Below are 13,324 nucleotides of genomic sequence, written 5' to 3'. Positions count from 1 at the left end.
GGGCCTGAACGCAGCTGGACCGCACCCCGAAGGGTGCGGTCCAGGAGCTACTGGTTGCTGCCGTCGCCCGGGTCCTCGGCGCCGCCTTCTTCGCCGCCCGGTGGGTCGTTCGGGCCGGTCGGGAAGGTGATCGGCGGCCGGGTCGGCTTCGTCGGCTTGCTCGGCTTCGGGTCGTTCGGCGTGCTCGGCGGCGGGCTGTTCGGCGTGCTCGGTGGCGACGACGGCGGCGGGCTGTTCGGCGTGCTCGGCGGCGGGCTCGTCGGGGTGTTGGTCGGCGTCTCCGTCGTCGGCGGCGGCGTGTACGTCGGCGTCGGGCTGTTCAACGCGTCGGGGTCCGGCTCGTCGAACTTGACCTCTTCGGAGCTGCCGAGCGCCGGCTCCATGTAGGCCAGCCAGGTCTTCAGCGGCCAGTTGCCACCGAAGAACGCCTTGTCGTCGCTGAACGGGTCGAGGTCGCCTTCACCGGTCTTGCCGGCGCGGTAGAGGACCGAGGTCGACAGCTGGGGCGTGTAGCCGGTCCACCACGAGGTCAGTGTGTCGTCGCCGTCCTTGCAGCCGTCGCACTTGGCGTTCGCGGCCCGGTGCTCAACCGCCACACCACCCGCCGTACCGGTCTTGCCGGCCACCTCACGGTCGAGCTTCTGCGCGCGCTCGCCGCTGCCGCCGTCCTCGGTCACGCCCTTCAGTGCCAGGTTGACCTGGTCGGCGATCACCTTGTCGAACTTGCGCTCCGGCTTGTACTTGTCTTCCTGCTTGAAGTTCTTGGCGTTGCCCGGCGACTTGACCGACTTGATCGTGTGCACCGGCGTGTACATCCCACCGGCGGCGAACGTCGCGTAGGCGTTGGCCATGTCGATCGGTGAGGCGTAGGCGTTCGGGCCCAGCACGGTCGAAGGGTTGTTGCGGTCGTTCTCCAGCGCCGTGGTCTTCGGGATCCCCGCAGCCTCGGCCGCGTCCACCAGTTTGTTCGGGCCGTCTTCCATCTGCTTGTCGACCAGGTCGTAGAACGCGGTGTTGATCGACAGCTTGGTGGCCTTCATCAGGTCCACCTCGCCGTAGTCGTTGTCGAACTCGTTGTTCAGTTCCTTGCCCTGGACCTCGATCGGGCTGTCGCCCTGGAACGTGTCGTACAGGCTGCGGCCGTCCTTCAACGCCGCGGCGACGGCGAACGGCTTGAACGAGGAGCCGGGGCGGGCGCGCAACCGGGCCCAGTTCAGCTCGCTCTTGAGGAAGTCGGGGCCGCCGTACATGGCCACCAACTCGCCGGTACCAGGCCGCACCGACGCGAGCCCGACATGCAGGTCCTTCCGCTTCTCGGGGAGCTCGTTGACGCCCGCGCGAACCGCCTCGTTCTGCTTGCCGATGTCGAAGGTCGTGACCACTCGGAGCCCGCCACCGCTGATCTCCTCAGGCGTGTAGCCGAGGCTGTCCAGCTCTTCCTTGGCCATGGCCAACAGGTAACCTTTGGTCCCCTTGAACCGGGGGCTCTTCTCCTTCTTGTCGAGCGTCGGCACCTGCTTGCTCATCTTGTCGTACTGCGCCTGGGTGATCGTGCCGCCGAGCCTCATCCCGTCCAGCACGTACCGGTACCGCTCGAGAATCCGCTGCTGCGCTGCCGGCTTGTCCGGGTCGAACCAACTCGGGTTGTTCAGCACGGTGGCCAGGAAGGCGGCCCTCTCGGGGCCTAGCTTCTGCGGGTTCGGCTCACTGAAGTACGCATCACCCGCGGCACTGATGCCGTACGCACCTTCACCGAAGTAGATGGTGTTCAGGTACCCCTCAAGGATCTCCTTCTTGTCCGTCTGGCGACTCAGCTTGGTCGCGATGAACAGCTCGGAGAACTTGCGGGAGAACGTCCGCTCCTGCGTGAGGTACATGATCTTCACGTACTGCTGGGTGATCGTCGAACCACCCTGAAGCTGCTTGCCGCGGGCAATGTTGAACGCCGCGCGGGCCATCCCGGACGGTGAGACGCCGGGGTTGGTCCAGAACGTCCGGTCCTCGGCCGCGATGACGGCGTCCTGGACGGTCTTCGGAATCTGCGACAGCGGCACCGACTGACGGTTCTGGTCGTAGAAGCTGCCCAGCACCGTCTTGTTGTCCGAGTAGTACACCGTCGTGGTGTTCATCTGGAACTGCTTGTTCGGGTCCGGGATGTCCGTCGTCTGGTACCCGATGAAGAAGGTGGCCGCGGCCCCGATCACGCCCAGGAAGAACAGTGCCAGCAACCACCCGAGGACCCGCAGCGCCCAGTGTTTCTTGCGGCGCGCACGAGACGGGGCGGCCTTGCGACGAGCTTCACTCACTGTCCAGTCCTCGACGATCTCGCTGAAGTCATTGCCCCCCAGACTAGAGGGGATGTGGTAACGCGCCCTAAATGAGCACAGAGAGTACCTAGCCGGTGACGTGTGGCGCCAGCAGCGTGACGGCGAGCAGCGCCGCGGGGAAGCAGGCGAGGAACAGGGTGAAGGTGTAGCCCATGATGTCGCGGGCCTTGAGGCCGAGGATCGCGAGCGTGGGGAGCATCCAGAACGGCTGCAGCAGGTTGGCGCTGGCCTCGCCGAGGTCGTAGACGACGACCATCCAGCCGGCGTCGACCTTGAGCTGGTTCGCGGCCTCCAGCACGTACGGCGCCTCGATCACCCACTTGCTGCCGCCGCTGGGGACGAAGACGCCGAGGATGCACGAGTAGATCGCGACCAGCGGCGGGAAGAAGAACTGCGTGCTCGCCCGCACCAGCCAGCCGGCGAGGCGGGCCGAGATGCCCGTGTAGGCGATCATGCCGAAGATGCCGCCGTACAGCGGGAACTGCAGCAGGACGCCGGCCGCCGCCGGTGCGCCGTCGCGGACCGCGCGGGCCATCCGCCACGGCCGCCAGTGCAGCAGCATCGCGAGCAGGAAGAGGATCAGGTTGACCGTGTTCAGGTCGAGCGCGTTGAAGAAGCTCTTACCGTCGAAGTACCGGACCAGGTAGACCACGCCGAGCAGCACCACCAGCAGGCTGAACAGCGGCGAGTGCTCCAGCCAGTCACCCGGCCTGCGCGTCTCGCCGTTCACCCGCTGACCGTTGTACGCCGAACCGCGGCCGATCAGCGGCTTGAGCTCGATCCCGAGGTGCTCGGCGGTCCTGGAGTTGTCAGCACCAGGCGCGATGAACCAGGCCATCGTCACGCCCACGGCGTACACGAAGATCGTCGCCACGATCGCCTGCCAGGTGAAGATCGTGTCGCTGAGCGGAATCACCCCACTGGCGTGGCCGGCGGCCTTGATCACCTCCTGGACCGGGGCCGGGCTGCTGCTCGGGCTGGCCACCTGGAGCGCGGCCGAGCCGGACAGGCCCTGCGCCCAGACCGTGCCGAGCCCGAGGAACGCCATCGCGCCGAGCGCGCGGTAGTCCGCCTTCGGCACGTTCCGAGCCACCTCACGGGCCAGGATCGCGGCGAAGATCAGGCTGAACGCCCAGTTCAGGTACGACGCGAGCATGGCCACCGCCGCGACGAAGGCGACCGCGCCGCGCGGTGACTTCGGGATCCGGGCCAGCCGGGTGATCAGTCGCGCGACCGGACCGCTGGTCGCCACGGCGTACCCGCCGATGATGATCATGGCCATCTGGAGCGTGAAGGTGATCAGGCTCCAGAAGCCCAGCCCCCAGGCGTCGACCAGGCCGAACCCGTGCGTCGCGGCCGGGTCGTCGGGGCGTTTCAGCAGCGGCTCCCCGGTGACCAGCCCGAACAGCAGCACCACGAAGGTGCCGACCAGGACGAACCCGAACGCGTCGGGCAGCCACTTCTCGGTGAACGCGGTGAACCGCAACGCGACCCGCGCCAGCGGTCCTTCCCCTTCCACCTCGTGCCTGGCGTGCTTGCCGTGACTCTCGGTCATGACTCTCCGCTCCTGACTCACGACGCTGTGTGTCAGGTGAATTAACGCAGATCGGCGCCTGACGTAACAGGTTTCTTGAAGGCGCGTCCGAGAGGAGGTGACAAAGCCCAACTTTGTCATGAGTTGTCGTCGCGTCAATCAACTGCTTACAGTGGCGCAGCGATGTATCGAACCGATACATCAGGTCATGACAAACTGGACCGAGGGAGGTGGGTCATGGGGAACCGCAGTGGGGTCCTGGAGCTCGCCGTACTCGGCCTGCTGCACGAAGCGCCGATGCACGGCTACGAGCTCCGCAAGCGCGTCAACGCCCAGTTCGGGTGGGGACGGGTGCTGTCGTTCGGGTCGCTCTACCCGTGTCTGAAGGCGATGCTCCGCACCGGCCTGATCGCGACCGAGGCCGGTACGCCGGACGGCCGCCGGCCCAAGATCGTCTACTCGATCACCGCCGACGGGAAGGACCACTTCGCGCACGCCATGCACGACGCGGGTCCGTCGGCCTGGGACGACGACACGTTCGGGGTCCGGTTCTCGTTCTTCGGCCGCACCGACCCGGCCACCCGGTTGCGCATCCTCGAGGGCCGCCGGGCCCGGATGGAGGAGCGGCTGGCCAACTTCCGGGCGGCGATGAGCCGCACGGCGGAGCGGGTCGACGCGTACACCCTCGAGCTGCAACGGCACGGCCTGGAGTCGGCCGAGCGCGAAGTCCGCTGGCTGAACGAGCTGATCGACGGCGAACGGCGCCAGCAGCAGCCCCCAGACCAGAAACCGCCTGCAACACCCCCCAATTGAAGGAGTTCCAGATGACTTCGATCCGCGTAGCGATCGTCGGTGTCGGCAACTGCGCCAGCTCGCTCGTCCAGGGCGTGCACTACTACCGTGACGCCAAGCCCGACGAGCGCGTCCCCGGTCTGATGCACGTCCAGTTCGGCGACTACCACGTCCGCGACGTCGAGTTCGTCGCCGCGTTCGACGTGGACGGCAAGAAGGTCGGCCTCGACCTCGCCGACGCGATCGGCGCCAGTGAGAACAACACGATCAAGATCTGCGACGTGCCGCCGTCCGGCGTCACCGTGCAGCGCGGTCACACCCTGGATGGTCTGGGCAAGTACTACCGCGAGACCATCACCGAGTCCGACGCGGCGCCGGTCGACGTCGTCCAGGCGCTGAAGGACGCGCAGGTCGACGTCCTGGTCTGCTACCTCCCGGTCGGCTCGGAGCAGGCGGCCAAGTTCTACGCCCAGTGCGCGATCGACGCGAAGGTCGCGTTCGTCAACGCGCTCCCGGTCTTCATCGCCGGCACCAAGGAGTGGGCCGACAAGTTCACCGAGGCGGGCGTGCCGATCGTCGGCGACGACATCAAGTCGCAGATCGGCGCCACCATCACGCACCGGGTGCTGGCCAAGCTGTTCGAGGACCGCGGCGTCACCGTCGACCGGACCTACCAGCTGAACGTCGGCGGCAACATGGACTTCAAGAACATGCTGGAGCGCGACCGGCTGGAGTCCAAGAAGATCAGCAAGACCCAGTCCGTCACCTCGCAGCTGGTCGACGACATCGACCCGCGCAACGTGCACATCGGCCCGTCCGACTACGTCGCCTGGCTCGACGACCGCAAGTGGGCCTTCATCCGGCTCGAGGGCCGCAACTTCGGCGACGTCCCGCTGTCGCTGGAGTACAAGCTCGAGGTCTGGGACTCCCCGAACTCGGCCGGCATCATCATCGACGCGATCCGCGCGGTGAAGATCGCCAAGGACCGCGGCATCGGCGGCCCGATCCTGTCCGCGTCGTCGTACTTCATGAAGTCGCCGCCGGAGCAGTACGCCGACGACGTCTGCCGCGACCTGGTCGAGAAGTTCATCAAGGGCGAGGTCGACCGCTGACCTGATCCGCCCGCTCTGGGCTGATCGTGGCCCCGCAACCGGTCACCGGTTGCGGGGCCTCAGCTTTCCGTCTGTCCCACCGGTTAGGTTTTCCTCGTGCGACTTCATGTCGGCTGCGCGATGTGGACCCACGCGGCCTGGGACCTCGGCTCCAAGGACCGCCTGCGCACGTACGCCACCTGGTGCACCGCGGTCGAGGGCAACACCACCTTCTACGCAACGCCCTCCCGCAGCTCGGTCGAGAACTGGGCAGCACAGACCCCACCCGACTTCCGCTTCGTGGTGAAACTCCCGAAGACGATCACCCACGAGCGCCGCCTCCGCAGCGCCGACGCCGAGGTCAGCGCCTTCCTCTCCGCCCTCGAACCCCTCGGCCCCCGCGCGCACGCCTTCTGGATCCAGCTCCCGGCATCCTTCGGCCCAAGCGATCTCGGCGCGCTCGCAACGTTCATGCACAAGCTTCCCCGCCGGCACCGGTACGCCGTAGAGGTGCGGCACCGCGACTTCTTCACCGACGACCGCGCCGCGGCGTCACTCGAGCAGGTGCTCGCCAGGACCGGCTCCGAGTGGGTGCCGTTCGACACGATGACGCTGTTCGGCAAGCCGGCAACCAGTCTGGTCGAGCGGGAAGCCTGGATGAACAAGCCACGCGTCCCCCGCCGTACTCGGGCTCTGACCGACCACCCGATCGTGCGCTACATCGGACGGGACTCAGCCGACGAGACCGCCGCCGGCTGGCAGGGCTGGGCCTCGCTGTGCGCCGAGTGGCTGCGCGAGGGACGTTCGCCAACGGTCTTCATCCACACCCCCGACAACGCGCTCGCGCTAGGCCTGGCTCGGCGCTTCCACGACGACGTACGAGCACTGGTACCGGAGCTCGAGCCGCTGCCCGAACCCGTGCCATCCGCACCGCCGACCCTGTTCTGATCCGCTTTCTTTGCCAGAGGTTCAACCAGCGCGACATTCGTGTCTCGCCGCGGGGGCCCGTTGTGCCCTAGGTTTGTTCACTGTGAGGTACGACGAGTTCCGCTCTGCGTATGACGCCGTCCAGCAGGCGTGCCTCGACGCACGGCTGGACGTGGACGGCCTGGCCGCCGAGGTAGGCCGTCTGGCGGTGCTGGCCGACCAGGTGGAGCTGCGCTCCGAGCGCGAGGAGGCGGCGTCCGACCTGGCGTCGCTGACCGATCTGCTGGAGATGGTCCGGCGGAACACACCGCCGCCCGCCTCACCGGCGTACGAGAAGGCCTTCCAGGAGGCGTCCGCGCTGACCGCCGAGGCGAACGCGGCCGACGGTCCGGTCACCGAGCGGATCAAACTGGCCCAGCGGGCGATCAAGAAGATCCGCACGCTGGCGGACCGGGTCGAGGATCCGGGCGAGCGGTTCACGCTGCTGAAGATGACCGAGCCGCTGGCGATGCTCGCCGACGGGCTCGAGCACTCGCGCTGACTTCTCCGGGGTTGTCCACAGCCTGACAACTCGCCGCTGATTCGCGGCCCTTTCTCCATACCTTCCCTGGCGAGACCACACCTCGCCCGGAAGGACCCCCATGGAGACCAACGAGCCGTACGGCGACCGCCTGGCCCGCACCGAATGGCTGATCGCCGAGCTCCGCCGCCGCGCCGACACCTGCGTCGACCCGAACGAACGCACCAACCTGCACCGCTCGGCCGACGCTCTCGTCCGCCTCGCCACGGCGATCCGCCCATGACCGACCCGATCCAGTCAGCCCTGCGGCAGCACAACAGCGGACGGATCGTTCCCTTCGCAGCTCCACACACCCTGGCCGAGTTGCTCACCCAGCACGCCCAAGCGGCGCTGTCCCTGTCCGGAGCTGACCGCTCCGCCTGGAACGGTCAAATCGTCGAAGCTGGCGACGGCATCCTCGGCCTGGCCCACTGGGACGGCACGCTGCACCTCGACCGGGACTTCGTGCTCGCGCCGCTGCACGACCTGTACGCGCGAGCGGGCGAGTCCCGACCCTCGATCACCCTCGCCAGGTACCGCGACGCGTTGCTGACCCTCCTCCACGAGCAGTCCCACTTCCTCGGCCCCCACGGATCCACCCAGGAGGCCGCCCGCGACGCCTTCAGCACGCCCGGCGCCCAGGCCCTGGAGGAAGGCGTCGCGGAAGCCTGGTCCCACAGCCACCTGGACGCCTACCTACGGCTGCTGTCCATCCCCCACCACGCTCCCGGCATCGACGGGGTTGCCACGCGTCCGTCGTACCAGGCGTACGTCCCGGCCACCGTCGCCCTGACGTCCTACCTCGACGAGCGCCGCCACCACCCGCCCGGCTCCGCCCTCACCCTTCTCAACCGCCAAACCACCGAAGGCCAGTGGCCCCTGGTCACCGACCTGCTCTACCGCTCCACCACCCTCCCCCGACTGGTCCCCTACACCGAGGAGCCCGAGATCCGCCATGACCTCGAAACTCACCTGCGCACCGCCTTCCAGTCCCTGGAAGTCCTCCAACTCCATCCCCAAGACCTGGCCGCCCACCGCTCCCACGCCACCCTCCGGACCGCACTGGCCACCCTCGACCAACGCCTCGAACACCTCGCCAACGCCTTCGACCGCCCGCGAACTCCCCGACCCCCAGTCCAAGACCTGGAGCGAACCCGCTGACCCCCGACCTGAAACGTCCATCGAACCGGCTCAGCTGATACTTCCGGCCCGGATACTGAGCCCATGGACTACGACCAGTTCGACGCCGCCTACGGCGAGGTCCTCGCCGGCGCTCGCTCCCTCGACGCGACCGCCCTCGAGTCCGAGGTCTCCCGCCTCCGAGCCCTGGCTGCCGAACTCCCTTCACCCGCTGACCAGCAGGCCGCCCACCTCCTGATCGCCTCCCTCGAAGACGCCCTCGGCAGGCCGCAGCCGAGCCTCTCCCCCGAGTTGGCCGCAGCCATCCGCATCCAGTCCACAGCCCAAACCACCGAAGGCACCCCCGCAGACCGCATTCAAGCGATCCGCGAAGCCATCAACCAGATCGCCGCGATCGCGAACACCGCACCACCCACCGAACAAGGCCCGATCGCCGACCTGAACGAACCCCTCCACCTCCTCCTGGACAGCCTCACCTCCGCCACATCCACTCCCACCCACCCCCAGCCGGGTGCGGACGATGCAAGGAACTGACAGCGCGAGCACGTATACCGTCGGCGCCGGCGGCGCGGGTGGCAGCCGTGGTGCGAATCGCGCGGGCGGAGGGGGCGACGCGGGTGCCTGCCACCGCGATCACCGGACGGTTGTCAGCAGTGATCATCTCCGACGCCAAGCCCACAGCCGCATCAGCCAACGGACGGCCGTGCGACACCACCACGATTCCGCCGGCGGCGCGGATCGCACGGGTGGAGTGGGCGGCGGAGATGGCGTCGGCGCTGCGGATCGCACGGGCGGCGTAGGTGGCGCAGGTGGGGTACGCGGCACGGGGCGGGCCGGTGACGCGGGTGGAACCCGCTGCGCGGATCACGCGGGCGGCGTGGATCAAGCGGGCGCCACCGCGGGCGCAGGCGGAGTGCGTGGCATCGGTCGCGGCGATGACGCGGGTCGTACCCGCTGCTTGGATCACGCGGACGGCGTACGTGGTGTGGGTGGCGTGGGGGTTGACGGCGGGTTATGACGCCGGTTGGTGATTTCGAGGGGTTGATGGCTGGGCAGGCTCGGGCGGCGGTGGCGGTTTCCGGGGCTCATCACTCGTCGTGGAACCGTGAGGTTCGGCCGCTTGCTGAGGGCAGCGGCACGGTGCGGGCGCTGGCGAAGTGGGACGGCGCGATCGAGTACCGGGACGACGTGACGCGGACGTTGCGGGAGATGTTCGAGAAGGCTGGGCGGGGATCGGCCGCCAGTGAGCTGGAGCAGTATCGGGACGCACTGGGCGTCGTACTGCACGAGAACGTCCACTTGCTGGCCGCGCGCGGCACGTCTCACGGGATGGGGTCCGAGGCCTTTCGGGAAGGTGCTGTCTCCGCCCTGGAAGAAGGCGTCACCGAGGCGTACAAGCGGATTGCGCTCGACGTGTACATCGACGAGCTCGGGCTGGAACGGATCGCGCCGGGGCTCAAGAGCGTGCGCGCCGACCGGTCGTACCCCCAGTACGTCCCGGCGGCCGAGGTCTTCGCCGCGGCGGTCGGACGGCGCGTCGACCTGGCCGGCAACGAGGTTCTGCGGCGACTGGCGGTGGTCAACTGCGAGGACAAGTTCCGGGTCGCCGCCGAGCTCGTCTACCAGGCGAGCGAGCTGCCCGACCTGGTCCCGCAGCAGCACCGGGCCGTGGCGATCGACCGCATCGTCACCGGGATGAAGGAGCCGTTCGCAAAGATCGCGGACTTCGACCCCGACGATCCGCTGGACATCCGGATGTCCCCACTCGCCGGCGCCCAGGCCGACCGAGCCGGCTACCAGCAGGTCCGCGAGCTCACCGCCTTCTGGCAGGCCAACCAGGACCTCCGCAAAACCCTAGACATCGGCCTCGACCGCGGCGCCCGCGGCCCGTCCGCCGCGAACAGCCGCAACACCAACCAAGCCACCGGCCGCGGAGCAAACGGCCGACTCGCCCGCGGCGACCAGTCCCACTGCCGCCCCATCGAACGCGACTGACGGGGGCTGTCTCGCTCGAAGGGCCGCGAGACCGATCAAGGCGTCGGCCGCAAACGCGTCGATCGACTTGCCTGTGGCGATCAGTCGCACTGGCAGCTGGATCGAGTGAGACTGACGCTCGGTTGGCGCCGGCGCTTACGAGACGGTCTACGAGTGTCTGGCGATGGTCGCCGTGGTAGCGAGCCGGTAGCGCGTGGCGAGCCGCTCGGCCAGCTCGCGCTCGGCCTCGCGGATCGAACGCCCGACCGGACCGCTGGGCGGTAGCGGCTGGACGCCGGGGGGCCTGAGTTGAGGTCGTCGAGCAGCACCACCGGGTTCATCGAACCGGCTTCGTTGATCGCCCGGAGGATCCGGCCCGGCAGCGTTGCTGATTGCGAGGAAGCCGACAGGACCGGGTTGGTCAGCTGCGAGGTCCGGTCGATGTCGCTGACTCGCACGAAGGCCGTCGGGGTGGGGTGAGGAGCGGCGGGTTGCGCCCGGTCCTGCTGACCAGTGGGGGGGTCGTCGACTGCGGGCAGGTTGGAGGCGCTGGTGCGAGTCCCGCCGGGTAGCGGCGTGGTCGCCTGCTCGGTGATCGCGCTTGCCGTGATCGCGGTGCGGTGATCGCGCCGCTGAAGCTGCGGTGATCGCGGCTCGTTCGGCGGCCTTCGACGCGACCGTCGACAGCGACGTCCTCAAGCGTCGCCGAAGTTGTTGTGGTCGCGCCTGGACTGGTGAGGTTGATCAGATCGGTGGCGGGTTCTTGGTTTGGCCTGATGTGACGGGATCGGCTGCGGTGGACTTCGGTTCGTTGGATACTTGGGTTTACACACAGCGCACGGCGCGCGGCGGGGTAGACAGGGAGCACGGGGAATGGACTACGCGACGCTGCGGGCTGAGTACGACAGCTTGCGGGAGCAGTTTCTGGCGGGTGCGTTGAATTCTGCCGAGCTGGTCGCGATGGCTGTTCTGGTTCGTGCCCGGGCTGCTGAGCTTCCGAGCGCCGAGCGGTCGCGGCTCGAAGGTGAGCTTGACTCGCTCGAACGGCTCGCTTCCTATACGCCTGCGCCGCGATCGGCGGACGCCTCGGACGAGGGTTCGGACGCGTTGGTGGATGAGGCTAGTGAGGTCTCTCGGCTGGCGCGGCGGGCTGATGGGAGTGCGGCTGAGCGGCTCGCGCGGGCTGAGGCGGGGCTCGCGAAGATTCGTGAGCTTGCGGAGGGCGCGGAGTCGCCGCGGCAGCGGCGGGCCGTACTGCAGTACGGCGAGGTGCTGGCGCGGCTCGCGTCGGCGTTGCGGGACGACGGTCCAGGGTCGGCATGACGGCTCACCCGCAGACGTTCCAGGAGCTGATCAAGGCGCACGGCAAGGTCGCGCTCGAGCTCAGCGGCGCCGGGCAGTCCGCCTGGAACGGGATCGTGAAGGAAACCGACAACGGCGATCTCGGAATGGCCGACTGGAACGGGACGCTGGAGCTCGACCAGGTGACGGTCACCGATCCCCTGCGGCAGATGTACGCGACGCCGGGGGCGCAGCACGACGCGGCGACGCTCGACGGGTACCGGGACGCATTCGCGACGATGCTGCACGAGCAGTCGCACTTCTTCGGCCCGGTCGGCGCTTCCCAGCAGGAGGCCAAGGCCGCGTTCGTGACACCCGGCGCGCAGCAGCTTGAGGAAGGTGTCACCGAGGCCTGGACGCAGGACAACCTGAACGAGTACCTGACCGAGCTCGGCGCCGACCAGATCGCGCCGGGGATCGAGAACGCGTACGCCCAGAAGGCCTACCCGGAGTTCGTTCCGGCGGCCCGTGAACTCGCCGCCGGGATCGGCGCGCGCACCGGGCAGAGCGAGGGTGAGGTGCTGACGGCGCTCAACGCGCAGACGGCGGCCGGGCAGTGGTCCACGGCGACGGAGATGCTCTACAACTCCAGCAACCTGCCGCAGGTGGTGCCGGCGGACCAGGAGACGAACGTCAAGAACGCGATCGAGCAGGTGATGCGCGCCGAGTTCGAGCGGGTGGACAACCTGCAGAACGTGGGGAGCCACAACACGGAGATCCTGTCGGCCTCGATCGGTCAGGACACGGTGACGGCAGGGCTCGAGGAGATTCACCGGCAGGAGCAGACCTTCGCGCCGCCGGAGGCTGCCACGGTCCAGACCCCCACGGTGCAGACCGAATCGAGCCTGGCCGTCGCCGCGGAGACCGGCCCGAGCCTGGGCGTCCAGGACACCCCCGCCGTGGGATCGGCCGGCGGACAGGCAGCCGGTGGACAGGCGGCTAGCGGACAGGCGGTCGGCGCACAGGCGGCCGGCGGACAGGCGGTCGGCGCACAGGCGGCCGGCGGACAGGCGGCTAGCGGGCAGGCGGCCGGCGGACAGGCAGCCGGTGGACAGGCGACCGGCGGGCAGGCAGCCGGCGGGCAGACCAGCGCCGGCCCCACCGGACCGCAGGTCGGCGCGGGCGGTCAGCAGACCGCACCTGGTGGGCCGCAGTTCACGGGCGGAGCGTCAGGCGGCGGCCAGCAGGCTGGTGTGGCGGCGTACGGCGCGGCAGGAGCACCGCCGAGTGGACAGCAGGCTGGTATGGCGGCGTATGGCGCGGCAGCAGCACCGAGTGGCCCGCAGGCCGGTGCGGCTGCACCGGGTGGCCCGCAATCTGGAGGAGACGGGCAGCAGGCGGCAGGGGCCGGACCGAGTGGGCCGCCAAGCGGAGCGGCTGGTGGGCCACAAGGCGGAGCGGCTGGTGGTCCGCAACGCGCAGCGGCGGGTGGGCCGCAAAGTGGGGCCGCGGCGGACACGGCTCGGGCGTTGGCGTTGGCTCAGGGTGGGCAGCGGCCCTTGGGGCAGGCGCAGCGGTTGGGGCAGGAGAGCTTTGGGAGTCAGCGTGGTGGGGACCAGGCAGCCGGGCGGTCGCAAGGGGCGGAGCGGCCTTCGGGTGATCGGGGTGGGCGTGGAGAGTGACGCGGCTCGGTCGAGGT

General features: G+C 68.8%; 13 protein-coding genes. 11 read left to right on the top strand and 2 right to left on the bottom strand.

What is annotated here, in order from left to right; genetic code table 11:
- Nucleotides 1–47: 47 nt before the first annotated feature.
- Nucleotides 48–2,306: a transglycosylase domain-containing protein gene (locus ABD235_RS24300; protein WP_344177866.1), complete on the bottom strand. Its 2,259-nt coding sequence runs from the start codon at nt 2,304–2,306 to the stop codon at nt 48–50.
- Nucleotides 2,307–2,394: 88 nt separating this feature from the next.
- On the bottom strand, nt 2,395–3,882 hold the full coding sequence (locus ABD235_RS24295; RefSeq protein ID WP_344177865.1) for a short-chain fatty acid transporter: 1,488 nt from the start codon (nt 3,880–3,882) through the stop codon (nt 2,395–2,397).
- Between the two features lie 216 nt (nt 3,883–4,098).
- Here ABD235_RS24295 and ABD235_RS24290 point away from each other — a divergent pair, with 216 nt between their 5' ends.
- The 11 genes from ABD235_RS24290 to ABD235_RS24240 all read left to right on the top strand — a co-directional run bounded on the left by ABD235_RS24290 (nt 4,099) and on the right by ABD235_RS24240 (nt 13,307).
- The gene (locus ABD235_RS24290; RefSeq protein ID WP_184800650.1) at nt 4,099–4,674 is read left to right on the top strand and encodes a PadR family transcriptional regulator; all 576 of its coding nucleotides are present in this window, start codon (nt 4,099–4,101) and stop codon (nt 4,672–4,674) included.
- Between the two features lie 11 nt (nt 4,675–4,685).
- Nucleotides 4,686–5,765, top strand: coding sequence for an inositol-3-phosphate synthase (locus ABD235_RS24285; RefSeq protein ID WP_344177862.1), 1,080 nt, complete (start codon nt 4,686–4,688; stop codon nt 5,763–5,765).
- Between the two features lie 96 nt (nt 5,766–5,861).
- The gene (locus ABD235_RS24280) at nt 5,862–6,692 is read left to right on the top strand and encodes a DUF72 domain-containing protein (RefSeq protein ID WP_344177860.1); all 831 of its coding nucleotides are present in this window, start codon (nt 5,862–5,864) and stop codon (nt 6,690–6,692) included.
- A gap of 82 nt (nt 6,693–6,774) precedes the next feature.
- Nucleotides 6,775–7,212 carry a hypothetical protein gene (locus ABD235_RS24275; protein WP_344177858.1) on the top strand — a complete coding sequence of 146 codons (438 nt, stop codon included), beginning with the start codon at nt 6,775–6,777 and terminating at the stop codon, nt 7,210–7,212.
- Between the two features lie 100 nt (nt 7,213–7,312).
- Nucleotides 7,313–7,474, top strand: a complete 162-nt coding sequence (locus ABD235_RS24270) for a hypothetical protein (RefSeq protein WP_344177856.1) — start codon at nt 7,313–7,315, stop codon at nt 7,472–7,474.
- Complete coding sequence (locus tag ABD235_RS24265) at nt 7,471–8,391, top strand: hypothetical protein (RefSeq protein ID WP_344177854.1); 921 nt, start codon at nt 7,471–7,473, stop codon at nt 8,389–8,391. Before ABD235_RS24270 ends, ABD235_RS24265 begins: the two co-directional genes overlap by 4 nt.
- Before the next feature lie 63 nt (nt 8,392–8,454).
- Nucleotides 8,455–8,904 (top strand): hypothetical protein, encoded by a 450-nt coding sequence (locus ABD235_RS24260; RefSeq protein ID WP_344177852.1) that lies wholly within the window; start codon nt 8,455–8,457, stop codon nt 8,902–8,904.
- A gap of 47 nt (nt 8,905–8,951) precedes the next feature.
- Nucleotides 8,952–9,170: a hypothetical protein gene (locus ABD235_RS24255; protein ID WP_344177849.1), complete on the top strand. Its 219-nt coding sequence runs from the start codon at nt 8,952–8,954 to the stop codon at nt 9,168–9,170.
- A gap of 244 nt (nt 9,171–9,414) precedes the next feature.
- Entirely contained in the window at nt 9,415–10,365 is a 951-nt protein-coding gene (locus ABD235_RS24250; RefSeq protein WP_344177846.1) for a hypothetical protein, read from the top strand.
- Nucleotides 10,366–11,217: 852 nt separating this feature from the next.
- Nucleotides 11,218–11,667: a hypothetical protein gene (locus ABD235_RS24245; RefSeq protein ID WP_344177844.1), complete on the top strand. Its 450-nt coding sequence runs from the start codon at nt 11,218–11,220 to the stop codon at nt 11,665–11,667.
- Nucleotides 11,664–13,307, top strand: a complete 1,644-nt coding sequence (locus ABD235_RS24240; RefSeq protein WP_344177842.1) for a hypothetical protein — start codon at nt 11,664–11,666, stop codon at nt 13,305–13,307. Before ABD235_RS24245 ends, ABD235_RS24240 begins: the two co-directional genes overlap by 4 nt.
- Nucleotides 13,308–13,324: the final 17 nt, after the last annotated feature.

The organism is Kribbella lupini (assembly GCF_039529595.1).
Classification (GTDB): domain Bacteria; phylum Actinomycetota; class Actinomycetes; order Propionibacteriales; family Kribbellaceae; genus Kribbella; species Kribbella lupini.
The sequence above is the reverse complement of the archived record's forward strand: the minus strand, read 5'-3'. Positions and strand labels throughout refer to the sequence as shown.

Bases quoted from the DNA above. Each gene is read 5' to 3' on its own strand.
- ABD235_RS24295 (WP_344177865.1), bottom strand. From the start codon at position 3,882: ATGACCGAGAGTCACGGCAAGCACGCCAGGCACGAGGTGGAAGGGGAA.
- ABD235_RS24290 (WP_184800650.1), top strand. From the start codon at position 4,099: ATGGGGAACCGCAGTGGGGTCCTGGAGCTCGCCGTACTCGGCCTGCTG.
- ABD235_RS24285 (WP_344177862.1), top strand. From the start codon at position 4,686: ATGACTTCGATCCGCGTAGCGATCGTCGGTGTCGGCAACTGCGCCAGC.
- ABD235_RS24270 (WP_344177856.1), top strand. From the start codon at position 7,313: ATGGAGACCAACGAGCCGTACGGCGACCGCCTGGCCCGCACCGAATGG.
- ABD235_RS24265 (WP_344177854.1), top strand. From the start codon at position 7,471: ATGACCGACCCGATCCAGTCAGCCCTGCGGCAGCACAACAGCGGACGG.
- ABD235_RS24260 (WP_344177852.1), top strand. From the start codon at position 8,455: ATGGACTACGACCAGTTCGACGCCGCCTACGGCGAGGTCCTCGCCGGC.
- ABD235_RS24250 (WP_344177846.1), top strand. From the start codon at position 9,415: ATGGCTGGGCAGGCTCGGGCGGCGGTGGCGGTTTCCGGGGCTCATCAC.
- ABD235_RS24245 (WP_344177844.1), top strand. From the start codon at position 11,218: ATGGACTACGCGACGCTGCGGGCTGAGTACGACAGCTTGCGGGAGCAG.
- ABD235_RS24240 (WP_344177842.1), top strand. From the start codon at position 11,664: ATGACGGCTCACCCGCAGACGTTCCAGGAGCTGATCAAGGCGCACGGC.